Source organism: Actinomycetota bacterium, assembly GCA_041658625.1.
Lineage (GTDB): Bacteria > Actinomycetota > JAHEXW01 > JAHEXW01 > JAHEXW01 > JBAZZW01.
Genome location: JBAZZW010000002.1, coordinates 281,207 through 306,187 on the forward strand (window position 1 = coordinate 281,207; position 24,981 = coordinate 306,187).

The following is a 24,981-nucleotide window of genomic DNA, read 5'->3' on the forward strand; positions in this document are numbered from 1 at the left end:
CATACGATGGCCAGGCTCACGCCGCGAGACATTCAGGAAAAGGAATTCGGCTCGGGTTTCCGCGGGTACAAAGAAGAAGAAGTCGACGAGTTTCTCGACCGGATTACCTCATCATACGAAGAGGTCTTTAAGGAGAACATCGACCTTAAGGAAGAAGTGGAGCGCCTGGTCGAAGAGAATAAGAAGTACGAGCTGATAGGCGAGCGGATGCAAGCGGCTTTAGTGGCCGCGCAAGAGACGGCCGACGACGTCCGCAAGAACGCGACCAAAGAGGCCGAGAACATCCTGCGCGAGGCGGAGATAAAGGCCCATAAAATGGTGCAGGAGTCGCGCGACCAGCACCGCGAGCTCCAGAAATCCCTGGCCATTGTCAAACAGATAGAAGAAGAATTCCGCTTTAAACTTAAATCTACGCTGCAGTCATATTTGAAACTGCTGGACGAAGTAGCTGTCGGAGATAGCAAGGATGTCAAAAAGTGGATTCTGCCGGAAGACATGGCTGCGCTGGGAGAACGGCGCCGCGAGATGGAAGAACAGGAAAGCCCGGCCAAGGCGATAAAGGCTTCGCCAGCCGAGCCACTGGCCGCTAAGGCAGAGGAAGCGCCAGCTGCCGCTGAAGCTACGACGGACAAGCCGGCGGGTAAACCGGAAGATACTGCGCCGGTACCGAAGTTGAAGGCCGGCGCGCCGGAGGAAGCGAAAACAAAACCGGAGGAAGCGAAGGTTGAGGCGCCCCCAGCCAAGAAAGAGGAAGCGAAGGTTGAGGCGCCCCCAGCCAAGAAAGAGGAAGCGGCTCATACTAAGGAAGCCGAGGCCAAACCGGAAGCGGTCGTCAAGGAAGCCATAATAGAAGACAGTAAGGCCAAAGCGGCGGCGCTGCTTGATGAGATCGCCGCGCAGGCGGCGGAGGATAAGAAAGCAGAAGAAGCCAAAGAAGCGCAGAAGGAAATAGCGCAGAAGGCCGAAGATAAGAAAGCGGACACGATACAAGCCCCGGCCAAGGTCGAGGAGAAGAAAGCCGAGGCCAAAGCAGACGAGGCCAAGGTGCCTTTTGATCAGGAGGCAGGTCAAGCATCAGCTGTTAGCGCGGAATGGGATAAACTACAGGAAGCCGTGGACGAAGCGGTGAAAGCGACTGAGAAGCCGACCAAAGCGGAGAAAGAAGTCAAGGCGTCGGAATCTACGATGCCCGGCGAGATGATGGAGCCTAAACCGGCCAAAGCCGCCGAGCCGGAAACCGCTAAACCAGCAGAATCTGAAGCTAAAGCCAAGGTAGAGAATAAGGAAGCCAAAACGGGCAAGTCCGCCCTTGAGGATATTGAGATCGTCGAGGACGAAAGCTTCTGGAAAGATATCTAAATAGATGGATTATAAGAAGACCCTGAACCTTCCGAGGACGGCCTTCCCCATGAAGGCCGATTTGGCGAACAGGGAGCCGGGAATCCTTGAGTACTGGGAGAAAACCGGCAACTACTCAAAAAGCATCGCCGACGCGGGGCGTCCTCCATTTATCCTTCACGACGGGCCCCCCTACGCCAACGGCGACATCCACATCGGACATGCCTTAAACAAAGTACTGAAGGATTTTGTCGTGCGCTACAAAAGCATGCGCGGCTATTGGGCGCCGTATGTGCCGGGATGGGACTGTCACGGACAGCCGATCGACCACCAGGTCGAGAAGCAGCTGAACGGAAAAACGGTGCCGGCCCGCGAGTTCCGGGCTTTATGCCGCGATTACGCGCTAAAGTTTGTCGAGAGGCAGGCCAAAGAGTTCAAGAGGCTGGGCGTCAGGGGGAATTTTGCCGACCCTTATCTGACGCTTGATCGCGAGTACGAGGCGACCATTGTTAGCACTTTCGCGAGAATGTATAAGAAAGGGTTGATCTATCGCGGCCTTAAGCCGGTTTACTGGTGTTATCATGATAAAACCGCGCTGGCCGAAGCGGAGATCGAATACGAAGATGAGATGTCGCCCTCCATTTACGTTCTCTTTCCGCTAACCAAACCCTTTAAACCGCTAGACGGTTATCAAGAACGAAAATCGATTGTCATCTGGACGACCACCCCTTGGACATTGCCGGCCAACGTCGCGGTTGCCGTTCATCCGGATGAGGAATATGCGGCCGTAAGGTCGGGAGGCGAGATCCTTATCATGGCGACTCGCCTTGTTCCGCTGGTAGCCGAGGAGGCCGGATTGGCGGAAACGGAGGTTGTCGCCAAGTTTCCGGGCAGGGATTTGGCCGGGTTGACAGCCAAACATCCTATCCTGGATAAGGAATCGGTCGTCGTGACCGCCGGCTATGTAACGCTGGATGCGGGAACGGGTTGCGTACATATTGCGCCGGGACACGGCGAAGAGGATTATCTGGTTGGTTTGGAAAACGACCTGCCGGTGGTTATGCCGGTCGACGATCTCGGTATATTTACCGACGAAGCGGGTAAATGGGCAGGCCGTAATATCAGGGAAGCAAATCCGGATATAGTAAAAGACTTGGCCGAACGGGAAATACTGCTGGCTCAGGGAGAGGTGGCGCACTCATATCCACACTGTTGGCGATGCAAGAATCCGGTCATTTTCAGGGCGACCAAACAGTGGTTTGTCCGCATGGATGAAGGGGATTTGAGAAAGAACGCGCTAAAGGCCATCAAGGACGTAGAATGGATACCGTCGGCCGGGGAGAAAAGGATTACCTCCATGGTCGAGGAGCGCCCGGACTGGTGCATTTCCAGGCAGCGTACCTGGGGCGTGCCTTTGCCGATACTATACTGCGATAAATGCGGCGAACCCGTCGTCACTGATAGCACTTTAAAGGCCATAGAGGATTTGTTCAGAACGGAGGGCGCCGACAGCTGGTACATAAAGGAAGCGGCCGATATCGCTCCGCCGGGGACAAACTGTGATAAGTGTGGCCGCGCGGGGTTCAGCAAAGGAACGGACATTTTAGACGTCTGGTTCGAGTCGGGGACCAGCCACACGGCCGTGTTAAGAACGAGGGACGACCAGCGTTGGCCGGCAGACCTATATCTTGAAGGCAGCGACCAGCATCGCGGATGGTTTCAGCTGTCCCTCCTCGTGAGCGTTGGTCTAGGCGACGCGGCGCCTTATAGAGGTGTGCTGACACACGGCTTTATTGTCGACGGGCAGGGTAGAAAGATGTCGAAATCCGTGGGCAACGTAATCAGCCCGCTCGACCTGATGGAAACCAACGGAGCGGACATTCTGCGGCTTTGGGTTTCGTCCGGTGACTACTCAAGTCCCGCCGTGGCCATATCGGATGAGATTCTGGACAGGATCGGGGAATCGTACCGGCGGATAAGAAACACGGTCAGATTCTTGTTGGGCAATCTGTCGGATTTTGATGTCGCCAAGGACGCGGTGGCCTATGAAGAAATGACAGAGATTGATCAATGGGCTTTGTCTAGAGTATATTGGCTCCTCCAACAAGTCACAGAGTCATACGATCTTTATGCCTTTCACGATGTATATCGACAGATTCATAACTTCTGCGCTGTAGACATGAGCGCTTTTTATCTAGACATCCTGAAAGATAGGTTATACACATATCTGCCGGCAAGCCGGGAGCGCCGCGGTGCGCAGACAGTTATGAGCGAGATTCTGACTGTTCTAACTAAGATAATGGCGCCGATATTATGTTTTACGGCCGAGGAGATATGGCAGACCTTACCGGAATCGTCTCGCGACATAGAAAGTGTCCATGTGACATTATGGCCAGGAGAGAGAGATGACGTGTGGAACCAAAACCGTGATGAGAAATGGGCAGAGCTTATCCGAGTAAGGAACAAAGTCCTTAAAGCCTTAGAGGACGCCAGAAACGAGAAGACGATAGGCAACGCTCTTGAAGCTAAGGTAGAGCTTTATGCATCAGGCAAGCTATACGAATTTCTAAAAGACAACATCAAGGAACTTCCGGCGCTGTTCATTGTTTCGCAAGTCGAAGTCGCCAAGGCGGACGGCGGAGAGCTTAAGGTGAAGGTCGTCAAGGCCGAAGGGGAGAAATGCGAACGCTGCTGGAATTACAGCGTCGACCGCGGCCGCGACAGCGACCATCCGACCTTATGCCCGCGCTGCGCGGAGACGGTCAAGAAGTGGTAAGGTCCCTCGACAGCGAGTATAATTATCACTTACGAATAAGAGCCGCAATCCGGAGGATTTAATGGACAACGCAAACAAACCGCTCGACGCGAAGAAACTTGAGGTTTACCGCGAGCGGCTGCTGAAGGAAAAGGAAACGCTCGCGGCGGAGCTGAAAGAATTGAATGAAGGCAATCTGAACATGCTGCAGTCTGACATGAGCGGGGAAACCGCTCACGACGAGCATTTGGCCGACAGCGGCACCGCGACGTTCGAACGCGAACGCGATCTTACCCTGGAAAACAACATAAAAGATATGCTAAGCAGGATAGATATCGCTTTGGCAAAGATGGATAAGAACACATATGGCGTATGCGACCGCTGCGGAAGTTCAATCGATCCGGCCAGGCTTAAAGCGGTGCCATTCGCCAATCTCTGCATAACTTGTAAGAAGGAAGAGGAAAACAGGCGCTGATGTTGCCCCTGCTGGCCGTCGCGAGCCTCGTGCTGGTCGCAGACCAAGTAACCAAATACGCGGTTCGCGTTTCTATCGACCCCAACCAATCGATAACTTTGGTCAAAGGATTCTTCTATTTTACGCACGTCAGGAACACCGGAGCCGCGTTCGGCATGTTCTCGCAAAAACAGCCGGTGTTCGTCGTCGCGACGATTATAGCCATCGTTTTAATAATCGTTTATCATCTGAAAACAAAGGAAGCCGACCTGTTGTTCAACTTGGCCCTTGGCCTGGAACTGGGCGGCGCGGCCGGCAATCTCGTTGACCGGATAAGTTTAGGCTGGGTAACGGACTTCATGCACGTCCCGAATTTCCCGGTTTTCAATATCGCGGACTCAGCCATTGTTACGGGCGTCGCGTTGCTGATTCTTGTTATGCTTAGGGATATCGTCAGGGAACGTCGGGAGAAAGAGGCGGATGTATCCGATACTGTTTGAGGTAGGCGGCGTAACTATATACTCGTTCGGCACGCTACTGGCGGTTGCCTTTATCGTCGGCTTGGTTCTGTCCCGTTACGAGATGAAGGAACGCGGTTTCGATCCGGACCTTGCTTACGACCTTGTGTTGGGTGTGGCCGTGGGCTCATTGATCGGCGCCAGGCTGTTCTACGTGGTCGGCCACTGGGGCGACTACTACAGCCAAAACCTGTTAGAGATATTACGCATCTGGAACGGCGGCTTGGTGTTTTACGGCGGACTGTTAGGCGGCGCCCTCGGCTTGATATTGATCGCCCGGGGCAAGCAGCTGAACATCTTCAGGTTGGGCGACGCGATCGCCGCGCCCCTGGCCTTGGGGACCGCGATCGGACGATTGGGATGCTTCCTGAACGGCTGCTGCTACGGCATTCCGGCCAAAGCGCCGTTCGGCGTCGACTTCTTCGGGAGCGGACGCTATCTGCCGACACAGCTGGTGGAGATGATTTGGGCGCTGGCGATGTTCGGGGCAATCTTTTTCTGGCTGGAGAAAAAGGTCGAGTTCAAATCCGACGGCAGCCTGTTTTTAATATACCTGGCCTTATACAGTTTCGGCCGGTTCTTCGTCGAGTTTATCCGTTACTCAAGCTGGAAACTTCTAGGCATATTATCGTTCGCCCAACTTATCAGCGTTGCCGTCTTCGCCGTCAGCCTGTACTTTATCATCCGGAGACGGCAAGAAGACCTGCTCTAGAGATGGCCGTCGGCGAAGCGGCCGGGCGAACCGTCAAGACCGGGCAGGAGGACAAAGGCAGACGCTTGGACATAGTTCTGGCAGAGCGCCTGGATATATCCCGGTCCCGAGCGCAGAAACTGATTGACGCGGGCCTGGTAAAAGTCGACGGTTCAGTCCATTCCAAATCTTCCAACCTCGCCGGAGGAGAAACCATAGAGGCGATCCTGCCGCCAAAGGCCTCCGTCGCGACTAAAGCCGAACCGATTCCGCTAAAGATCGTTTTCGAGGACGACTATCTTGTCGTCTTGTCGAAGCCTCCTGGAATGGTCGTGCACCCGGCGCCGGGTCATCCATCCGGAACCCTTGTAAACGCGCTCATGGCCCACACCAAAGGTTTGTCGAGTATCGGCGGCACCGACCGTCCCGGCATAGTCCACCGTCTTGATAAAGACACCTCGGGTTTGATAATCGCCGCCAAGACGGACGCCGCCCATCAGGGTTTGTCAGAAGCGCTAAAAAAGCGGGAGATCAAAAAAACCTACCTGGCTTTGGTAAAAGGCGGATTTAGAGACGACGAGGGCGTTATCGGAGAACCTGTCGGCCGCCACGCGCGAGATCGCAAGCGAATGGCCACGGGGGGCGCTAAAGGCAGAGAAGCCTTTACGCGATGGCGGGTTAAGGAACGGTTCAAGCGCTACACGCTGCTCGAAGTCAGACCGGAAACGGGCAGAACACACCAAATACGGGTACACCTCGCCCATATCGGCCATCCTATCGTCGGCGATCCGGTGTATGGTCCGGACTCAACGGTTGCCGCCAAACTTGGCTTAAAGAGGCAGTTCCTGCACGCGGCCGGCCTTGAATTCATTCATCCGGTTACCGGACGGGAGATTTCCTTAACCGACGGTTTGCCGCCGGACTTACAGGCGGCGTTGCTCGCGGCTGAGAAATGAAAGCAAAAAAGCGGGGTGTTTAAGCCCCGCTTTTTTGTCTGGCAACGACTTAAGAACCTCCCCAGAAACTTAAGTCGCGCACGAGCGTCGCACTCTATCTCTTTTTGCGCTCCCTCTCGTCAAGAAATGCCTCAATTTCTTCCGTAACCTCAGTGCCGATCTTGTCCCACTTCTGCTTAACCGGGCATGAGGTCGGATCATTTTTGTCGGGGCAGTCGGCGCAGCTGGGCGGCAGATCGGCGTGGCCGTAATTCATGACGAAGAAGGCCAACTCCTGATCGGTCGCTTTGCTGAGGCAATCCAGGCAGATGATTATGGATTCGCCCTCGCTGCACGCGATCTGTTTGTACACGTAGCCGAACGGATAAAGCAGCGGCACGCGCCGCTTACACTTATGGCACCGCAAGTGCGCGTTCTTATTGGACATGACGACTTCCAGATAGAGTTTGTCGCCTATCTTCTTTACCAGGCGCGAATAGCTCTGGTAACGCCCGTCAGGGAAGTCGGGATCTTTGCTGTCCTTGATCTCGACCTGCCCCTTCAGAAACTGAAGTTTTAGTTCGACAAATTCTTCTTTCATTTCCTTGCCGCCTGTCCTAGATTTGCGCCACTTGCGACGTGTTATTACATATGTCGGTTTAATCTCTTCAGGGGTTTAGGGGTTTTTGTTAGGAGTGGAGAGTATGCAGGACAGATAGACGAGCATGCAGCTCGCGGCCTACCATCGTTAGTGCTTTGGGGTCAGGCCCTTTCTTCTTATGCGATAGGGCCTGACCCCATGTTTCATTTGTGAAAAATAATCTTCGAGCGAAACCCCCGAATTGCTCTTCGAGCGAGCGTAGCGAGTCGAGAAGCCCCAGACAATAGATTCGCCTGTCCGCATGCTCGATCTTATTACTGCCTCTCCCCGACGGGGAGAGGATTGAGGTGAGGGGGCCAAGCACGCAGACAGTTCTTTTGTAAAAAATAATCTTCGAGCGAGGAGCGCAAGCGAGGAGTCGAGAAGTTTAACTAGTGTCATTGTTATAATTCCCCTATGGACAAGCAAAATTCCGAGCAATCAAAAAAAGATTTGTTGAGGGCTTACAAGAAGGCGCGTAAGCCTGTCGCGCCGCCGGAAAAGGTGATTCCGGATAAGCGCGAGAAAGAAAAAGAGAAGCGCGACGAGGAGGAAATCAAAAATGCCTGAATCGCGCGCGCATATCTTTGTATCGGGACATGTGCAAGGCGTCTTCTTCAGGGCGGCCGCGGCTGAGACTGCGGACGGTTTAGATCTATGTGGATGGGTCAGAAACTTGTCTGACGGCCGCGTGGAAATCGTCGCGGAGGGCAACAAGGAAGCCGCCAGGCGATTGATTGACTGGTGCTACGAAGGCCCGCCGGCCGCCCAAGTCGCCGGAGTCGAAATCCAATGGGAAACCCCCACCGGCGAGTTTACGACCTTCGAACAAAAGCATACGTTCTAGATAGACGAGCAGGCAGCTCGCGGCCTACCATCGTTGTGTCTTGGGGTCAGGCCCTTTCTTCTTATGCGATAGGGCCTGACCCCATGTTTCAAGTCGCAACGCCTTCGCAAACAATGCTCTCCGCTCGGTCGTGATTTGTCCACATGCTCGATTATAATATTCTTCGACTGAACGAAGTGAATGGAGAAGGTGAGGGTGCCAGGTCGGAGGCCAATGCAACCGTGGACTGGTCCGCGGAACTAAATAAAAAAGGAAACCCTTGTTCGATGTTCCCGCCCACAATAATAGACTCGCGGATTATGGTGCTCGATCTTATTATTTTCCTCTCCCCGACTGTGAGAGGATTGAGGCGAGGGGCCACGAGCAGAAACAGAAACCACTCTGATTGATTTGTTGTTACGCTAACGTGTCGATGCCGTCGACACGTATTAACAACGTGTCGATAAAGTGCAGAATCATCGAGAAGTCCATAATACATATCCACAGGATGGACATGTAGAAATTTCGTGTCCAACCTAGGTTATGGGATGTACATGTCGACATACGGTGATTACTGCGAGTAACTCTCTGTTGACTGTGGGCAAACAGAGAGTTTATACTAACAGTAGAATCAATAGGGAAAAGAACGCCGTGAGGGTTAGTCCTTACGGGGTTCTTTTTCATTTAGGAGTCAATTACGCCCAATCCTTCCATGGCAAACACTTGTTCGATACGATACAATTATTTAAACGATTTCTTACGTAGTATCTATTTATATACAGATGTTATAATCACAGCAACTATCCGCGGGAATGTGGAAGGATGGCAAATACGTGGCGGCACCTCAGGCAATCATCGAACTCATTGAGCGATATGAGCAGAACCGGGAGCAATACCGCGCCGGTGTCTATAGCGAAGCGGAAATCCGTACTGAATTCATCGACCCTTTATTTGAAGCGCTTGGTTGGGATATTGCCAACAAGAAAGCCCGCGCCGAGCAATACAAAGATGTTGTGCGCGAAGCGTCTGTCGATGTCGAGGGAAAGGCCAAAAAGCCGGACTATGAATTCCGCATAGGCGGCACCCGGAAGTTCTACGTTGAGGCCAAGAAGCCCTCGATCAACTTGAAAGAAGACATGGGCGTCGCGTTCCAGATTAGGCGCTACGCCTGGTCAGCCAAACTTCCATTGGGAATAATCACAGACTTTGAAGAGTTCGCCGTCTACGATTGTCGTACAAAGCCTAACGTCACTGACAAAGCCGGCGTCGGCCGGCTCAACTATTACACCTATAAAGATTATGCAGACAAATGGGATGAGATAGCCGGCATATTTTCTCAGGATGCCATCCTAAAGGGCGCTTTCGATAAATACGCAATCTCTGACAAGAAGCGGGGGACGCAAACCGTTGACGAAGCGTTTCTAAAAGAAATCGAGTCTTGGCGTGAGGAACTGGCGAAGAACATCGCCATCCGTAACAAACACCTGACCGTCGAGCAACTTAATTATTCAGTTCAGCAAACCATTGATCGGATCATCTTTCTCCGCATCTGTGAGGATCGAGGCGTTGAAAGCTACGGGGACCTACAGAAAATAGCCTCAGGTAAAGAAGTATATAAGGCACTTCTGAAACACTTCTTATACGCAGACGAGCGATACAACTCCGGTTTATTCCACTTTAAAAAAGAGAAAGACATTGCTGAAGACCCGGATGATCTGACGCCGAGTCTGACCATCGACGACAAAACAATAAAAGAAATTATCAAACGGATTTACTATCCGAATTGTCCATATGAGTTCTCGGTCATATCGGCGGATATCCTCGGTCAGGTATACGAGCGATTCCTAGGTAAGGTGATTCGTCTCACCGAAGGTCATCAAGCTAAGGTCGAAGATAAACCTGAGGTTAAGAAAGCAGGCGGCGTTTATTATACCCCCACATATATCGTCGATTACATTGTAAAGAACACGGTTGGGAAGCTAGTTGAGGGAAAAACACCGAAGGATGTAGACAAGCTAAATATTCTTGATCCAGCGTGCGGCTCCGGATCTTTCCTTATCGGAGCTTATCAGTTCCTGCTCGACTGGTATCTTGAATATTACCGGAATCACGAACCAGCCAAACTACTTAAAGGAAAGTCACCGAAGCTATATGAATCCAGCAGCGGTTATCGGCTGACATTGCCGGAACGCCGGCGGATTCTGATTAATAACATTCACGGTGTCGATATCGACAGCCAAGCTGTCGAAGTCACTAAATTATCGTTGCTCCTTAAAGTACTAGAAGACGAGACTCAAAGAACACTATTTGATAAGCGCGTTCTGCCTGACCTCAGCGCAAACATCAAATGCGGGAATTCCTTGATTGGCACGGATTACTTCGCCGAGAAGCTTATCATCGAGCCGGAAGAATTGGCCCGAATAAACCCGATGGATTGGGAACAGGCGTTTCCAGAGGTATTCGGAACGCCAAAATACTCTTCGAGTGACCCCGACGGTTCTGCTCGTCGGGGGAATCGAGAAGCAGGCGGGTTTGACGCCGTTATTGGCAATCCGCCGTATGTTCGACAAGAAATCCTGGGAGATGCGTTCAAGGCATATGCGAAAGCGCATTTCAAAACATACGCTGGAACAGCGGACCTGTATACCTATTTCATTGAAAAGGGTGTGGGTCTACTAAAGAAAGGCGGACATTTCGGCATTATTGTCGCCAACAAGTGGATGCGCGCCAATTACGGCGAGCCGCTGCGGAAATGGCTTAAAGAACAGCATATCGAAGGCATCATCGACTTCGGCGATTTACCTGTTTTCCAGACCGCTACTACGTACCCGTGCATATTGACCATTGGCAAGGATGGCACAACAAGGACCTTCCAAGCAGCAAAGATAGATTCACTAGACTTCGATGATTTGGCTCTCTATGTAAAAGAGCGCGAATACACAGTCAATCAGACTTCGTTAGATGACAAGGGTTGGCCATTAGCCAACGAGGTTGTTCAGGCGCTTTTGGACAAACTAAAAAGCAAAGGCGTGCCGCTTGGCGAGTATGTGGGCGGAAAGATTTATCGTGGGTTTCTAACCGGCTTTAACGATGCATTTGTTGTTGATAAGGCAACTCGAGACCGATTGATTGACGAGGATCCGAAGAGTCACGATTTAGTTATGCCGTGGCTTCGTGGAAGAGATATTAAGCGATGGAAGGTTGATTATCCAGACCTATTCGTTCTATATATTCCCTGGGATCTAGACATCGGCACCTATCCCGCAGTAGAAGCGCACTTGAAGAGCTTTAGAAAAGAACTTGAGGATAGGCCGGAGGCCAAAGCTGGTAGATTTCCCTGGTTTGCCTTAAGCCGATACGCGTCTGAATATTTTGAGGATTTCAAAGAGCCAAAGATTGTTTACCCGAACATATGCAGGAAGCCAGAGTTTGCATTTGATAATAAGGGTGTCTTGGCTAACCAGAAATGTTACATAATACCCCTTGAAGACAAATATCTGTTAGGAGTACTGAACAGCAAGCTTAATAATTTCTTGTTTCAGCATATGTTACCGAAGCTTCGGGGTGGCTTCTATGAGCCTAGCTCAGTATTCTTTGTTCAGTTTCCCATAAAGGTTCCAGACGACTCAATTCAATCTGAAAAAAATATGAAGGCAGACATAATAAGGTTATCTGACAACATGCTTCGCCTGATGAATAAGATACCTCAGGCAAAAACACCGACAGAACGGGAATCGTTGCAGCGTCAAATCGACGCCACCGACCGCCAAATCAACCAGCTCGTTTATGAACTTTACGACCTTACCCCCGAAGAAATCAAGATCGTGGAGGGATCAATTATCTAGGAGTCAATATGCCAATATTTAGCAAAAGTAAAAACAGTCTGAAGCTAATACGCGAAAAAAAGATTGACCTGGAGCGCGATATTCAGAAGCTGACGGAAGCGAATCTTGAGGAAGTCTTTGGGCTTCAGTTTATCTGTGGGGCTACCAACAAAGAGTTTCAGCTTCAGAATTTGCGAGTAGACACTATTGCATATAACGCAGAGGCAAAATCTTTCGTCCTAATCGAGTATAAGCGCGATAAGAATTATAGTGTTATCGATCAGGGGTTTAGCTATTTGCAGTTACTTCTAAATAATCAAGCTGACTTTGTGTTAGAGCTAAATGAGCGAGCGGGCAGTAATCTCAAAAAGAGCGATATTGATTGGAGTCAATCAAGGGTGGTATTTATTGCACCATCATTTACTGCCTACCAACTTGGGGCGCTGGGATTCAATGATCTTCCGATTGAGCTTTGGGAAGTTAAAGTATATGAAAACAATACAATCCTATACAACCGGCTCGAAGTTTCGGGATCAACAGCTTCAATCAACAGCCTGTCGGGCAGAGTTCCAGCAATAAGGCAGGTTAGTGACCAGGTCAAAGTATATTCAGAAGATGACCTAATGGAAGGTGTGTCAGAAAAAGCAGTAGACCTTTATATAACATTAAAAGCACAAATACTTGCCCTAGGATCGGACGTCGCGCTTAAAGCAACAAAGAATTATATTAGTTTCAGCGCTAGTAGAAAATTTGTTGATATACATATTTATAAGAACAGACTGCGGTTGTATGTGACAATCGAGAAGCCAAACGACCCCTTAAAAATACTGAGGCCAGTTCCTGCGTCCTACAACTGGGGCGAAAATTTATATGACTTCAATGTTAGCGATGAGACCGAGATACCGGCGGCGATGCAACTAATTAGACAATCATATTTAGGGGCAGTGCCGACTCTTCCCGCCGGACTGTTTACCGTACCTAAATCCTGAACAAAAACCTGACTTAGCTGTCAATCGACCAGCTCGTTTATGAGCTTTACGGCCTAACCGCCGAAGAAATCAAGATTGTGGAGGAATTATGACAAAACCACTACCTGCGGAGATAGCTTCGTTAATTCATCATATTGAACTCAACAAAACAAACTGGTGGGAAAAAGTTATTCAACAATTCATAGTGGCGACGCTATGGGCAGCATCGGACCCACTTTCAACAGAGGAAATTCTAGTTTCGCTTCAAAAGGAGTTTAGTATTGAAATAGACAATATACGTATGGAGCGACAGCTTATTGGTCTTTTAAAAGAATCAAAAATCGTGCAGCTACCGGATGGAAAATACAAAATATCAGAAGATGGCCTAAGAGAATTGAATTTGGCAATAGAAGATAGCGAGAAGAATGAAGAAACTGTCAAATCATTATTCACTGATGCCGTAAAGAAATGCTGCCCAAAATTAGATCTGGAAGATACCTGGAGACATTTCTCAGAAGATATGCTTATACCTTTAGTTCAAGAAATGGGAGCCCATATCTATGACCTGATAGCAGACGTCGGCGCTGGTATTGAAGATAAAGTTGGGCGTTTGATGACGTTTCAAGGATTTCTAAATAGATTTGACGCAGAAACAAGACCTCAACTTAGAAACGCCATCATTTCATTCTTGGATCCAAAAAACTCTTCTATAAGAGTTTATTTGTTACGTTTGCTAAATGCATATTTCTTTCTAGAATCAACGAACCTAAAGTCTAGCGCGTTAGATGAACTTCAGCGACTTGAGACACAGTCGCCGAAGTTTATTTTATTCCTAGATACTAATTTTATTTTCTCTGCTCTTGGAATTCATGAGAATCCATCCAATGAAGCTGCTCGTTTGCTAATGGATTTAGTGTCTAAATTATCTGGCAAGGTAGATATCCAGCTACGAGTATTGCCACCAACTCTTGATGAAACACGTGGGGTGCTGACATCATATAGTGATTATCTTGGCGGACTAAGAATGACCGGGAGTCTTGCGAATGCAGCATCCTCAGGAAACCTTAGTGGGCTAGCTTTAAAGTATGTAGAAGAAGCAAAAAAAGCTAAAAGTGGCTTCGACGCTCAAAGCTATTTTAACCCTTACATTAAGGGGCTTCAAAAGATACTCTCCGACAAAGGAATCGAGTTATACAATGCAGATTTGAGCAAATACGGAACCGATCAAACCGTAGTTGATGACATCATGAGGGCTCTTGAAGAGCAAGACGAGAAAGGGACCCCCAGAAAGAAAACATATGAGCAATTTGCTCATGATTTCACATTATGGCATTTTGTGAAAGACATCCGACCGGCAAGAACGGAGTCACCAATAGATGCTGAGTTTTGGATAGTCACTGTAGACTATCGCTTTATTAACTACGATAAAAAACGTCAACTGAGTCAATCTGGAAACATGCCTATATGCCTTAGCCCAGTATCACTTATGCAGATGCTGCAATTCTGGATTCCAAGGACGCCTGAATTTGAGGAAGCAATTGTTAGTAGCCTGAGATTGCCGTTTCTGTTCCATGGTTTTGACACTGACGCAGAAAGAGCGACAATACGTATTTTGAAGACGTTGTCTAGATACGAGAACATCGATGGCCTATCTGAGACTACATTATCCGGAATACTAATGAATGAAGCTCTGCAAGGAAAAATGCTGAAGTCAGGAGATGACGAAGAGAAACAAGCACAACTAGTACATGCGGCTATTATAGATGAGAATAAAGCAGCGCAGAAAGCGCTTGAAATAGAAAAGCAAAAAGCAAAAAGTGTGGCTCTTAAAAGCGCTAAGAAAGATCAACAAATTAAGGATCTTATATCAGTGATCGAGGAGAAAGATCGTGCAATGCAGGTGACTTCATCTAATGCAACAGCTGGCGTAAGAGCAATAGAGAAGCTTGAGGAAGAAATTAAGACACTTGGAGATGAATTAGCTCGCGTAAGAGAGCAAGAAGCCATTAAGAACTTCATTGTCGCGTGGGTGTTTAAGGCAGTTCTGGGATCTGTTGTCCCCGCTTTGCTTGGAGCCTATATGGTGGTCATGCGGACACATAAATGGGCTTTCTTCTTACCTTCGTTGCTTAGCTTTGCATTTGTTATATCGATAGCGATAGTTAGCAAAGTGGAAAAATCAGGGTCTCGCGACGAAATTCTAAAAGACACAAGTCTCATGGCTTCGTTCAGAGAGAAGAAGAAAACAATATTTATTCCCTTAGTCGTTGGGACCATAGCAAGTATAGGTGCTTGGATAGTTATTGCTCTTTTTACGAAGGCTTCAAATGGATAAGACCCTGTCTCTTAAATAAGACCCTGTCTCTTAATAAAGCGGGTCATCGATTGAAAAGAGGTCAAGCAAGGCCGGCAAGACATAAAGCTCGCTCATAAGCTTTACGGATTAGCCGAAGAAATCAAGATTGAGGAAAATGCCATTGAGCGATATAGCAAAGCCTGAAGATGAAAGAGGACAGGCTCTCTGGTCACAGGCCATGGCTTTGTGGGTTCAGCCTGAAATTGAGCGGAGACAAAAGCAAGGACTAGTGGATAGACCTTTTGTTCTTAAAAAGTGGCAGGTTGTGTTTTTCCCCGACCGACTAAAGCCAGAAGTTAGACTAAACGATGAGACGAGGATTATTGCAACCTTTACGAAGAATGATACAGCATCATTCAAACAAGGGGACCAGATATTTTTATCTGATGTGGAAGATATTCTACCGGACACAATAAGACTGACCGACGACGAAATAGATGCCGGACACATCAGCGCCTTCCAGTTCAATAGATTGTGGTATTTGAAATTTGACGCAAGGTATAACAGGGGAAAGGTAAAAAGTCATCTCATAGCTGCACAGGAGTTTGTAGAGCTATCAAAGTATGCTCTTAAGAAAGGATTGTTTATTGCTTTTGCCGACAACTGTTTCTCGGCAGCTGAGCTTCTTGCGAAGGCAGAGTTGCTTCTTATACAACAGCCCAAAAAAGATAGCCATAAGGCAATTCAGATAGGTTATAACCGATACGTTAAACTTGGAAATGCGCCTGACAAGTTTCGCGATAGCCTTAATTCACTTAGCGGCTTTAGGATAGAAGGACGTTATCAAAAATCAACGCGGAAGCTTGACTTTGATAGAGCAAATGAAATTCTGGAGATTGTGATCGAAATGAAGAAACATGTAGAGACTAGGCTTTAAGTCAACCAGCTTGCTTATGAGCTTGCCCAAGAATGTTCCGCGTCATTGACAGATTAAGGGGTCACGTCTTGTATCTTAACATCGGGCGGTTGTGCGCCAAATAGACCAGCTCGTTTATGAGCTTTACGGATTAAATCCAGAAGAAATCAAGATTGTGAAAAAGGGGTAAGGTCGTGCTTTTTAACCTTTTTAGTTTTTGTTCCTGATCCACCATGCACGAGATTAGTTGGTAAAGTAAGTGGCGCGTCAGGTCCCTCGTCGGTCGCCTTCGCCGACCTCCTTAGGATGACTGTTCCTTGATTGGTTCCTGTCTTCTGATTCTCCGGTTCTCCGGTTAACCAGAGAACTCGTTGTAGACGGGGTAAGGTCGTGCTTTTTAACCTTTTTAGTTTCTGATTCACCAAGGACGATTTTTCCTGGATTTTGTTTCTGCTTTTGTTCTTGATTCACCATGCACGAGAATTAATCTTTGTTCATGTTTCTGACCTACAGGGCACGATTTTACCTGGAGAGTAAGCAGCGTCTCAGTTCCTGCGCTCGTATAAAACGCGAGCCCAGGATGACTGTTCTATGATAGGTTCGTGTTATCTCAGAGGTTGCCGCGTTGTACGCTCCCCGCAATGACGGAATCACCCGATTCAAGTTTAAGGTTTTGTTTTAAGAAATAAGTGCAATAATGGTTCTATTGCCAGCCGGAAGGGGGATGATTGTTGTGGAGCAAGAACAGGGAGGCACAAGCCAGGCAAAGAAGAAAGGCATCAATAAGTGGTGGATTATCGGTGGGATAGGTTGCGCCGCGGTCTTGCTGCTTGCTTGCGTCATCATTGTCGTTATTGCCTTCGTGATGGGCAGTGCCGTCATAAATACGACCAACAAAGCGGACCGCGCGGCCGCTATGTCCGTTTTGCGTAATTCGGCTATGGATGCGGAGCAATTCGCGGCCGAGAATGACGGCACTTTTGACGGTATGGCGGCGAGCGACCTGGCGGACATCGACTCCTCGATTAACTGGGTTGACGGTGATCCCGGAACCGGTAAGGTAGGCGTCATAGAGGCCGGACAGGACACATTTACATTCAAGTATAAAGATGACGCGGGAGCGGCGTATAAAGTCGTCCGAAAAAGCGATGGGACTTTTAAATATACTGACGACTCAGGAAATTCGTTATAGGGAAAATGTAAGGATGCCTCTTAAGACCTTTTGAGCAGGCGTCCGGTCATCTGGGGAGACGACCGGCATGAGGCGGCTTAAGAAGACATCCCTACTGTAGTGGTATGACAGCGAACACTTGTTCGCCTTTATTAAATTGTAAACCTGAACATATCAGAAGTCAATGAGTTATTCTTACTTCTCGATTCGCTACGCTCACTAGAAGAATAAAGCTATCGTACTTGTGATCCTCGTACTCTTCGTATTCTTTCAAACAAACAGACTAAGGTACCAGTTTAAGATGGTGTCGCCGGCAAAATATGTGATCAAGGCGGCGACGCAAAGGCAGGGCCCGAAGGCGAAATGCTCCTGCCATTTTAATTTCTTTGAGGCGATCATTATCGCTCCGTAAAAGGTGCCTATAATGGAAGCCAGGAAGAGCGTCAGAACGACCGGCGCCCCCAGGTAAACGCCGAGAACCGCGCCCAGCTTAACGTCGCCGAAACCCATGCCCTGTTTCTTGAAAACAAGCGGAGCCAACAAAAATATTATAAAAAGCAAACCGGCGCCAAGCGCCACGCCGACAAGCATGGTAAGCCAAGCTGACGGATCGCGGCCGGCGACGCCCAGCAGAACCGCGGCGATAACGAAGGCGGGATAGACGATCCTGTTGGGGATGATGTGGAAGTCGGCGTCGATATAGGAGACCGCGACCATAACGGCGGCAAAATACAGATAAGCGACTAACATTACTAGGTCCGGCCAACGGAGGATATCTGTGGTGCCCGAGTACTGCTTAAAGAAAACGGCCAAGAAAAGAAGGCCCGTTAGCAATTCAACTATAGGATATCTGGAGCTGATCTTGGCGCCGCAATCGCGGCAACGTCCTCGAAGAATCAGATAGCTTAACAACGGGATGTTGTCGTAACCTCGTATCGGCCGGCCGCATTCCGGGCAATGGCTGCGTCCTTTGGAAATCGACGCGCCCCTGGGCACGCGATAGATGACAACGTTTAAGAAACTGCCGATGACCAGACCTATCAGGAAGATATAAACGGCGAGAAGAACCTCAACGGTATTCATGGTGTCCAATATAGCATAAAAAAAGAGGGGCCCCTGAGGGCCCCTCTTTAATCGCAAGGCAAGTTATTCTTTGATTGTTACGTTCGCGGCTTGCTTGCCCTTGTCTCCGTCAACAATCTCGAACTCGACTGCCTGGCCCTCGGTTAGGCTTTTGTAGCCGTCCCCGCCGATAGCGGTGTAGTGGACGAAAACGTCCTCGCCGCCCTCACGCGCCAGAAAACCGTAGCCCTTCTTGTTGTCGAACCACTTTACTGTTCCGCTTTCCAAGACGTACCTCCGTTTCTTGCTCCCTACCGTATTGCTCGCTTGAAACGCTTTTTGAAAAGGGCTTCAAACGCGAACAAAAAAATCATACGGTATTAAAAGTGTCTAGTCAAGCAGATAGTCGCTGGTGATAAGGCGGGGCATCACGCGACAACCAGGATACTGCTAGAATAATGATATTGTTTCAAGCGAAAAGGGAGTCCGGATTTGCCGGAGAACAACAAACTAAAAGTTAAAGTCGCCAGGCAGGTCGGTTACTGTTACGGGGTTAAAAGGGCGCTGGATATGGCCAGGTCGGCTGCCGGACCAGGTTGTGAACCGATCAACACCCTAGGTCCGCTTATTCATAATCCGCAGGTCGTCGAATTGCTTAGGCGCGAGGGAGTCGGGGTGGCCGGCAGTCTGGAAGACATCGACTGCGGAACGGTTATTATCCGGTCACACGGCGTAGCGCCGGAAACGATTGAAGAAGCGCGCGCCAAAGGCGTGAATGTCCTGGACGCGACCTGCCCGTTCGTAAAAAAGGCTCAGCAGAAAGCGGCGGAATTAGCCGCGGCCGGATACTATGTGGTAATCCTGGGAGAGAAGGACCATCCGGAGGTTCTGGGGATCATGGGTCACGCCGGCGGTCGAGCTTTGGTTATCGAGCGGACGGAAGACCTGGCGTTGGTGCCGAAAAAGGAACGAAAAGTCGGCCTGGTGGTCCAGACGACACAGTCGGCCGAGAAGCTCCAAGAAATCGCCGGTATGCTGGCGTCAACCGTGGCCGAGCTCAAAGTATATAATACGATCTGCAATGCGACCTCGCGACGCCAGGAAGACGCTTTGATGTTAACGGATTCGGTTGACGTCATGCTGGTGCTCGGGGGCAAGAACAGCGCGAATACGTCGCGGCTGGCGGAGATGTGTAAGGAAACCGGCACTCCGACGTATCATGTGGAGACAGCCGAAGAGATCGATCCGGGATGGTTTAAACCGGGAGATAGTGTCGGCGTAACGACAGGCGCTTCGACTTCAACCGATATCCTTGAAGAAGTCGTAGCGGCGCTCGAGAAAATGCCTTAAGCGCGGGGCGGTAAAAATATAATGGCGCTTGTGGCAGTCGTAGGCCGGCCAAATGTCGGCAAATCAACCCTTATAAACCGGATTATCGGCCGGCGTGAAGCTATCGTCCAGGCTGAACCGGGCGTTACGCGCGACCGTAAATATCTGAAAGCCGATTGGAACGGGCGTACTTTCACTCTTGTCGATACCGGCGGACTGGAATTCGACGAAACCGCGGGCTTAACCAAGAAAATCAGAGATCAAGCCCTGTTCGCGATTCGCGAGGCGGACGCCATCCTATTCATAGTTGACGCCAAGGACGGCCTTTTGGGACAGGATGAAGACGTGGCCGATATCCTAAGGCGGACGGAGAAACCCGTCATTCTTGTCGTCAACAAATGGGACGATCCCGGGCAGCCGCCGCACGAGACGATATTCTATAAACTTGGCTTGGGCGATCCGTTCCCGGTCAGCGCGGCTCACGGTATTGGGATCGGCGATTTGCTGGACGTTGTCACATCTCTTCTGCCTGACGAAAAACCGGAAGATAAGCCGGCGGCGCGCCTGGCGATCGTCGGCCGGCCGAATGTTGGCAAGTCAAGCATCCTCAACCGCTTGCTGGAACAGGAGCGGGCGATTGTCAGCGAGATGGCCGGGACGACGCGCGACTCCATCGACTCGAAGATCGTCAAGGGCGGCAAGACGTATCTTGTCGTCGACACAGCCGGTTTGCGTAAGAAATCGAAGGTAACCGACGACGTGGAGTATTACAGTTCGCTCAGGGTGATCGAAGCGCTGGAGAGGTCCGAGGTCGCTCTTCTGGTAATAGATGCCGGCGAAGGCGTTACCGAGCAGGACCAGCATATAGCGGCGGACATCGCCAAAAGAGGCCGGGCCTGTATAATCCTCATTAATAAATGGGACCTGATAAAAGGCGAGTCGGCCGAGGAAGTCCTGAAAGACATGAAAGAGCGACTACACTTCGTCTCGTACGCGCCGGTCGTTACGGTCTCGGCCTTATCCGGCAGAAGCCTGGGCAAGATATTCGATCTGGTCGATGAGGTGATCGACGCCTATCGCGATCGCATTCCGACGTCGGATCTTAACAAATTCGTTGAGGACAACAAAAGGTCGCTCGAGGGCAGCGACCGGGGCAAAAGCTGGCGCGTCCTTTACGGCACACAGGCGACTATAGAGCCGCCGACGATCGTGTTCTTCTTAAGCGCGCGGCGGACGGCTGGCCTGGTCAGTAAAAGATTCAGGCGAACCGTCGAGAACCGCCTCCGGGAAAGTTTTGATTTTACCGGAAGTCCGATTAGATTACGTTTTAGAGCCAAGGAAAGAAAGACTAAATAGCTAAGGGCCGCGAGCTAAGAGCATGAGGATGATTAATTGGACGCAAGAGTCATATTAGAAACAATAGCCGTAGTGGGGGCAGCCTATTTTATAGGGGCGATTCCTTTCGGATACGTTATTGTGCGGATCGCCAAGGGAGTCGATATAAGAAAGTATGGCAGCGGCAGCACAGGCACCACAAACGTGTTAAGGACGGCCGGCAAACTGGCGGCGGCCTTGACCGTAGCCGGGGATTTCTTGAAAGGCGTTTTTGTGGTGGTCGCCGCGCGGTTGCTGAAGCTGCCGGACATATCAATCGTTCTGGCCGGTTTTGCCGTCGTCGGCGGGCACAACTGGCCGGTGTTTCTCAAGTTCAAGGGCGGCCGGGGCGTGGCCACGGGTTTCGGCGTCAGCCTTGGTTTGACGTGGCAGATATCGACCGCTTTATTCATATTTTGGGGAATATTGATCGCGGCTACGGGTTATGTGTCGCTAGCCAGTGTCATTATCATGATTATGTACCCGCTTATGGTAATCTACTTTCATGAGCCTTGGCCGGTCATCTTGTTCGCGATAGTCGGTGCCGGCATGGTTATTTTTACGCACAGGAAAAACGTGGTCCGGCTCTTCAAAGGCGAAGAGACGAAGATAGGGCATAAGGTGAAATTGGACAAATGAGGATAGCGGTAATAGGCGCGGGCAGCTGGGGCACGGCCACGGCCGGATTGCTGGCCAAGAAGGGCCACGATGTAAGGCTATGGGCGCTTGAGAAGGAAGTCGCCGCCGGGATAAACGAGAAACATCGCAACCCGATGTACCTGTCGGATATGCCCCTGCCTAAGGACCTTAACGCCACGAACGACATGGCCGAAGCCTTGGCGGACGCCGACGCGGCCGTTATGGTCGTAGTCTCACACGCCATGCGCGAGGTGATCGAGAAGGCAAAACCGCATATGGGGCGGGAGACGATAATCGTCAGCCAAACCAAAGGTGTCGAAAACGTCAGCTTCATGAGGATGACCGAGGTTATAGAAGACGTGCTCGGATCGGCCGCGCGCCGCCGCCTGGCGGTTTTATCGGGGCCGAACCACGCCGAGGAGGTCGGTAAGGAGGTTCCCAGCGCGACGGTGATCGCCGCCTATGACAGGGAGGTCGCAAAGACGCTTCAGGAAGCCTATATGACGCCGTATTTCCGCGTATACACTAATCCTGACCTTATAGGTGTGGAAATAGCAGGAGCGACCAAGAACGTCGTCGCCCTGGCAACCGGTATGTCGGACGGACTGGGATTCGGGGATAACTCCAAAGCCTCGCTACTTACCAGGGGTTTGGCGGAAATGACGCGTTTGGGTACGGCCTTGGGCGCCCACCCATTGACATTCAGCGGCCTGGCGGGCGTCGGCGACCTGGTTGTAACATGTTTCAGTCAACACAGCCGCAACCGATTGGTCGGGGAACGGCTTGCCAAAGGACAGACCATTGACGAGATCTACGCGGATATTCACATGATCGCCGAAGGCGTGCAAACCAGCCGGGCGGTCCGGGGACTGGCCGAAAAATACGGCGTGAGCATGCCGATTGCTGAACATGTCTATGAGGTTCTTTATGAGAAACGCCTTCCGCTCGACTGTCTGAAGGATTTAATGAGCCGCGCCGCCCGAGAAGAAAGCGAAGAACTGGCGACCCCTGTTACGTAATATTAAGTTTTGCTTAACAAGTGCCGATGTATCTGATATACTGACTTCGTAACATAAGGTACAAAGGAGGCACTCGCAATGCGAAATAAAGTCGCTCTGCTTGCAGGTATTTCCATCCTTGCCATAGCCGCGTTGATCGCAGGTTGCGCCAGTTCGGACGGCGCCAGCGTTAAAAGTTTCCAAGTAAAAGACGAGGTCGCCGTAGGTAAATCAGTTTGGAAAGTCCTGGCGGTCGAGCACATGAAGGTAACGCCGTCGGGCTCCAAGGCCACTGGACAATTTGTTTTCGTCCAGGCGCAGCTTAAGAACACTAGTAACGACGCTGTTAATTTGACGGGCGTCGAACTGGAGATCGTCAGCGGCGAAAACAAGATATACAATTTCGACGCGCAGGAGAACAACACCTTTCTGACTTCGATGGGTAAGGACGGGCTGATGGGCGGACGCGTGGAGCCTGGAGAAACGGTCACAGGTTGGGTCGCGTTTGATGTCGAGGAAGCGGCGAAAGACCTTAAATTACGGGTTCGCGACCCGGATGTAACTTCAAGTAAAAGCGCCTTGGTCTCTTTAGGGTTCTAATAACGCGCTCTCTATAATAAAGACAAAATCATGAAGACCGGCTTGCGGACAGCGTCCGCGGGCCGGTCTTTTGTTTCTTGACTAAAATTTCACATGTGATAAAGTTACTAAAGTTACAGTCTTGGCAAGACGATAACGCCTTTGTACCTGTTGAATGGATTGAATAAAGGGTGGTGGCGGAGTGAAGAAATACAAGGTGTTCGGTATAGCGGCGATTAGTGTCTTAGTGCTGCTTGTTGGCGCGGTCGCATGCGGCGGCGGAGGCGGCGGCGGAACAAAAACCTACAATCTGAAAGAGGACGCGCCTGTTGGCAAGGGCGTCTGGAAAATACTGAGCGCCGAGAAGTCGATGGAACTAAACAGGACCGACGCGGCCGGCAAATTTAAAGCTGAAGGGCAGTTCGTTCTGCTGCAGGTCAGCCTGAAGAACAATAGCGGAGAAGCCGCCAACCTGACCGGCGAGGAAATCGAGATAATGGACGGCAATCGCAATTCCTACACCTTCGACTCGAAGAACAATAACATATATCTCGCCGCGATCGGGAAAGAGAGCCTGACAAAGAATCCTGTGCCGGCCGGGCAAACGGGAACCGGTTATCTGATCTACGACATTAGCAAGGACGCGAAAGACCTGAAGGCGAAGGTTAAGGACGTCAGCATAACCGGACGGACGTTCGCTTATGTCGATTTGAATATGTAACAAATCGGGGAAACAGAACAAAAACAAGACTTACTGGGGGCGGGGGAACCCGCCCTCTTTTCTTTTTAACAAACGCTTGCCATAATGGCTTACGAGGAGGCGTGACTTTGCCATACGAAGACCTTCATGAGATAAGAAAAATGACCCGCCGCGGCTACCAGGAGTCTATCCGCGAAGAAGAAGCGCGGGCCGCGTCTATTAGAGAGAGCGAGGGCGACGCCCTCCAAGCGTTATTGGGGGCGGCGGCCGAGCTAGGATACGGACCCGATGAAATAGCTCTGTTGCCGGAAGGCATAGATGTTTTAGACGGCTGCGGGAATCCGTTGGCTGTTTCGGACATAAAACCGGGTTCGGCGGTGATGGTGGCCGGCTGCCGGACCGGCGCCGATTGTTTCATCGCCGGTATGTCGGCGGGGAAGAAAGGGCTTGTCGTCGGCATCGAGGAGGCGCCCGAAGACGTCACCAAAGCCAGGGGGGCGGCGCGATCTTTCAAATCTGGAACCGTGGAGATAAGGCCGGGAGAATGCGAGAATCTACCGGCGGCGGATAAATCGTTCGACGTTGTCATTACCAATTGCGCGGTTACTTTTTCTTACGATAAGGCTCGAGTGCTTAAGGAACTCGGCCGGGTATTGAAATCAGGCGGTCGTCTAATTCTATGCGAACCGGCGATTACGAAGGAAGCCGCCGCGTCGAAGAAGCGGGCTGCCGTAGCCGCGGCGGAATTCCTGGAGAACGCGTTCAAAAAAGAAGACATCAGGAAGGCGATAAAAAAGGCCGGTTTTAAGAAAATCTCGATTGTTGACGAGACGGCGATGCCGGCGGCGCGTATTCTAAGAGACAAACGAGTTCAAGCAGCCTTGGTTTCCGGCGAAATGAGCCAGGAGGCCGCTGCCGATTTGGCTTCAACGATAGTAAGCGTTAAGATAATAGCTACCCGACCATAA

The 24,981-nt window shown here is 50.5% G+C and carries 23 protein-coding genes; 20 read left to right on the plus strand and 3 right to left on the minus strand.

Annotated elements, in window-relative coordinates:
- The first annotated feature begins 6 nt into the window (after window positions 1-6).
- From WC891_06305 to WC891_06330, 6 genes are all read left to right on the plus strand, one after another.
- A complete protein-coding gene (locus WC891_06305) occupies window positions 7-1,359 on the plus strand; it encodes a DivIVA domain-containing protein (protein MFA5867551.1) in 1,353 nt (450 codons plus the stop codon).
- 4 nt (window positions 1,360-1,363) lie between these two features.
- Complete coding sequence (ileS, locus tag WC891_06310; GenBank protein MFA5867552.1) at window positions 1,364-4,114, plus strand: isoleucine--tRNA ligase; 2,751 nt, start codon at window positions 1,364-1,366, stop codon at window positions 4,112-4,114.
- Window positions 4,115-4,175: 61 nt separating this feature from the next.
- Window positions 4,176-4,568 carry a TraR/DksA C4-type zinc finger protein gene (locus WC891_06315; protein MFA5867553.1) on the plus strand — a complete coding sequence of 131 codons (393 nt, stop codon included), beginning with the start codon at window positions 4,176-4,178 and terminating at the stop codon, window positions 4,566-4,568.
- Window positions 4,568-5,047 (plus strand): signal peptidase II, encoded by a 480-nt coding sequence (lspA, locus tag WC891_06320; protein MFA5867554.1) that lies wholly within the window; start codon window positions 4,568-4,570, stop codon window positions 5,045-5,047. Before WC891_06315 ends, lspA begins: the two co-directional genes overlap by 1 nt.
- Window positions 5,028-5,777 carry a prolipoprotein diacylglyceryl transferase gene (lgt, locus tag WC891_06325; GenBank protein MFA5867555.1) on the plus strand — a complete coding sequence of 250 codons (750 nt, stop codon included), beginning with the start codon at window positions 5,028-5,030 and terminating at the stop codon, window positions 5,775-5,777. The genes lspA and lgt overlap by 20 nt, the downstream gene beginning before the upstream one ends.
- 2 nt (window positions 5,778-5,779) lie before the next feature.
- Window positions 5,780-6,712 carry an RluA family pseudouridine synthase gene (locus WC891_06330; protein ID MFA5867556.1) on the plus strand — a complete coding sequence of 311 codons (933 nt, stop codon included), beginning with the start codon at window positions 5,780-5,782 and terminating at the stop codon, window positions 6,710-6,712.
- 94 nt (window positions 6,713-6,806) lie between these two features.
- Here the strand turns inward: WC891_06330 and WC891_06335 are convergent, their stop codons facing one another.
- Complete coding sequence (locus tag WC891_06335; protein ID MFA5867557.1) at window positions 6,807-7,292, minus strand: hypothetical protein; 486 nt, start codon at window positions 7,290-7,292, stop codon at window positions 6,807-6,809.
- Between the two features lie 456 nt (window positions 7,293-7,748).
- On the opposite strand from WC891_06335, the gene WC891_06340 reads away from it, so the two are divergent.
- The 7 genes from WC891_06340 (at window position 7,749) to WC891_06370 (ending at window position 17,353) form a co-directional block, all read left to right on the plus strand.
- On the plus strand, window positions 7,749-7,901 hold the full coding sequence (locus tag WC891_06340; GenBank protein MFA5867558.1) for a hypothetical protein: 153 nt from the start codon (window positions 7,749-7,751) through the stop codon (window positions 7,899-7,901).
- Window positions 7,894-8,178 carry an acylphosphatase gene (locus WC891_06345; GenBank protein ID MFA5867559.1) on the plus strand — a complete coding sequence of 95 codons (285 nt, stop codon included), beginning with the start codon at window positions 7,894-7,896 and terminating at the stop codon, window positions 8,176-8,178. Before WC891_06340 ends, WC891_06345 begins: the two co-directional genes overlap by 8 nt.
- Window positions 8,179-8,990: 812 nt before the next feature.
- Window positions 8,991-12,002 (plus strand): TaqI-like C-terminal specificity domain-containing protein, encoded by a 3,012-nt coding sequence (locus WC891_06350; protein ID MFA5867560.1) that lies wholly within the window; start codon window positions 8,991-8,993, stop codon window positions 12,000-12,002.
- Between the two features lie 8 nt (window positions 12,003-12,010).
- Window positions 12,011-12,970, plus strand: coding sequence for a DUF5655 domain-containing protein (locus WC891_06355; GenBank protein MFA5867561.1), 960 nt, complete (start codon window positions 12,011-12,013; stop codon window positions 12,968-12,970).
- Window positions 12,971-13,058: 88 nt separating this feature from the next.
- The gene (locus WC891_06360; protein ID MFA5867562.1) at window positions 13,059-15,284 is read left to right on the plus strand and encodes a hypothetical protein; all 2,226 of its coding nucleotides are present in this window, start codon (window positions 13,059-13,061) and stop codon (window positions 15,282-15,284) included.
- 142 nt (window positions 15,285-15,426) lie between these two features.
- Entirely contained in the window at window positions 15,427-16,182 is a 756-nt protein-coding gene (locus WC891_06365) for a HEPN domain-containing protein (protein MFA5867563.1), read from the plus strand.
- 685 nt (window positions 16,183-16,867) lie between these two features.
- Entirely contained in the window at window positions 16,868-17,353 is a 486-nt protein-coding gene (locus tag WC891_06370) for a hypothetical protein (protein MFA5867564.1), read from the plus strand.
- Between the two features lie 249 nt (window positions 17,354-17,602).
- On the opposite strand, the gene WC891_06375 is transcribed toward WC891_06370, so the two are convergent.
- Both WC891_06375 and WC891_06380 read right to left on the minus strand, forming a co-directional pair.
- Window positions 17,603-18,415 (minus strand): prepilin peptidase, encoded by an 813-nt coding sequence (locus tag WC891_06375; GenBank protein ID MFA5867565.1) that lies wholly within the window; start codon window positions 18,413-18,415, stop codon window positions 17,603-17,605.
- Window positions 18,416-18,478: 63 nt separating this feature from the next.
- Window positions 18,479-18,682, minus strand: coding sequence for a cold shock domain-containing protein (locus tag WC891_06380; GenBank protein MFA5867566.1), 204 nt, complete (start codon window positions 18,680-18,682; stop codon window positions 18,479-18,481).
- Between the two features lie 204 nt (window positions 18,683-18,886).
- Between WC891_06380 and ispH the strand changes: the two genes are divergently transcribed.
- The 7 genes from ispH to WC891_06415 all read left to right on the plus strand — a co-directional run bounded on the left by ispH (window position 18,887) and on the right by WC891_06415 (window position 24,981).
- Window positions 18,887-19,744 carry a 4-hydroxy-3-methylbut-2-enyl diphosphate reductase gene (ispH, locus tag WC891_06385; GenBank protein MFA5867567.1) on the plus strand — a complete coding sequence of 286 codons (858 nt, stop codon included), beginning with the start codon at window positions 18,887-18,889 and terminating at the stop codon, window positions 19,742-19,744.
- Between the two features lie 21 nt (window positions 19,745-19,765).
- Complete coding sequence (gene der / locus WC891_06390) at window positions 19,766-21,079, plus strand: ribosome biogenesis GTPase Der (protein MFA5867568.1); 1,314 nt, start codon at window positions 19,766-19,768, stop codon at window positions 21,077-21,079.
- 36 nt (window positions 21,080-21,115) lie between these two features.
- Window positions 21,116-21,736 (plus strand): glycerol-3-phosphate 1-O-acyltransferase PlsY, encoded by a 621-nt coding sequence (gene plsY, locus WC891_06395; protein MFA5867569.1) that lies wholly within the window; start codon window positions 21,116-21,118, stop codon window positions 21,734-21,736.
- Entirely contained in the window at window positions 21,733-22,755 is a 1,023-nt protein-coding gene (locus WC891_06400; protein MFA5867570.1) for an NAD(P)H-dependent glycerol-3-phosphate dehydrogenase, read from the plus strand. The genes plsY and WC891_06400 overlap by 4 nt, the downstream gene beginning before the upstream one ends.
- A 78-nt stretch (window positions 22,756-22,833) precedes the next feature.
- On the plus strand, window positions 22,834-23,334 hold the full coding sequence (locus WC891_06405; GenBank protein MFA5867571.1) for a DUF4352 domain-containing protein: 501 nt from the start codon (window positions 22,834-22,836) through the stop codon (window positions 23,332-23,334).
- Between the two features lie 181 nt (window positions 23,335-23,515).
- Window positions 23,516-24,034, plus strand: a complete 519-nt coding sequence (locus WC891_06410; GenBank protein MFA5867572.1) for a DUF4352 domain-containing protein — start codon at window positions 23,516-23,518, stop codon at window positions 24,032-24,034.
- 107 nt (window positions 24,035-24,141) lie between these two features.
- Window positions 24,142-24,981, plus strand: a complete 840-nt coding sequence (locus WC891_06415) for a methyltransferase domain-containing protein (GenBank protein MFA5867573.1) — start codon at window positions 24,142-24,144, stop codon at window positions 24,979-24,981.

Excerpts from the sequence above, each read along its gene's own strand:
- WC891_06305 (MFA5867551.1), top strand. The coding sequence starts at position 7 with ATGGCCAGGCTCACGCCGCGAGACATTCAGGAAAAGGAATTCGGCTCG.
- ileS (MFA5867552.1), top strand. The coding sequence starts at position 1,364 with ATGGATTATAAGAAGACCCTGAACCTTCCGAGGACGGCCTTCCCCATG.
- WC891_06315 (MFA5867553.1), top strand. The coding sequence starts at position 4,176 with ATGGACAACGCAAACAAACCGCTCGACGCGAAGAAACTTGAGGTTTAC.
- lspA (MFA5867554.1), top strand. The coding sequence starts at position 4,568 with ATGTTGCCCCTGCTGGCCGTCGCGAGCCTCGTGCTGGTCGCAGACCAA.
- lgt (MFA5867555.1), top strand. The coding sequence starts at position 5,028 with ATGTATCCGATACTGTTTGAGGTAGGCGGCGTAACTATATACTCGTTC.
- WC891_06330 (MFA5867556.1), top strand. The coding sequence starts at position 5,780 with ATGGCCGTCGGCGAAGCGGCCGGGCGAACCGTCAAGACCGGGCAGGAG.
- WC891_06335 (MFA5867557.1), bottom strand. The coding sequence starts at position 7,292 with ATGAAAGAAGAATTTGTCGAACTAAAACTTCAGTTTCTGAAGGGGCAG.
- WC891_06340 (MFA5867558.1), top strand. The coding sequence starts at position 7,749 with ATGGACAAGCAAAATTCCGAGCAATCAAAAAAAGATTTGTTGAGGGCT.
- WC891_06345 (MFA5867559.1), top strand. The coding sequence starts at position 7,894 with ATGCCTGAATCGCGCGCGCATATCTTTGTATCGGGACATGTGCAAGGC.
- WC891_06355 (MFA5867561.1), top strand. The coding sequence starts at position 12,011 with ATGCCAATATTTAGCAAAAGTAAAAACAGTCTGAAGCTAATACGCGAA.
- WC891_06360 (MFA5867562.1), top strand. The coding sequence starts at position 13,059 with ATGACAAAACCACTACCTGCGGAGATAGCTTCGTTAATTCATCATATT.
- WC891_06375 (MFA5867565.1), bottom strand. The coding sequence starts at position 18,415 with ATGAATACCGTTGAGGTTCTTCTCGCCGTTTATATCTTCCTGATAGGT.
- der (MFA5867568.1), top strand. The coding sequence starts at position 19,766 with ATGGCGCTTGTGGCAGTCGTAGGCCGGCCAAATGTCGGCAAATCAACC.
- WC891_06400 (MFA5867570.1), top strand. The coding sequence starts at position 21,733 with ATGAGGATAGCGGTAATAGGCGCGGGCAGCTGGGGCACGGCCACGGCC.
- WC891_06405 (MFA5867571.1), top strand. The coding sequence starts at position 22,834 with ATGCGAAATAAAGTCGCTCTGCTTGCAGGTATTTCCATCCTTGCCATA.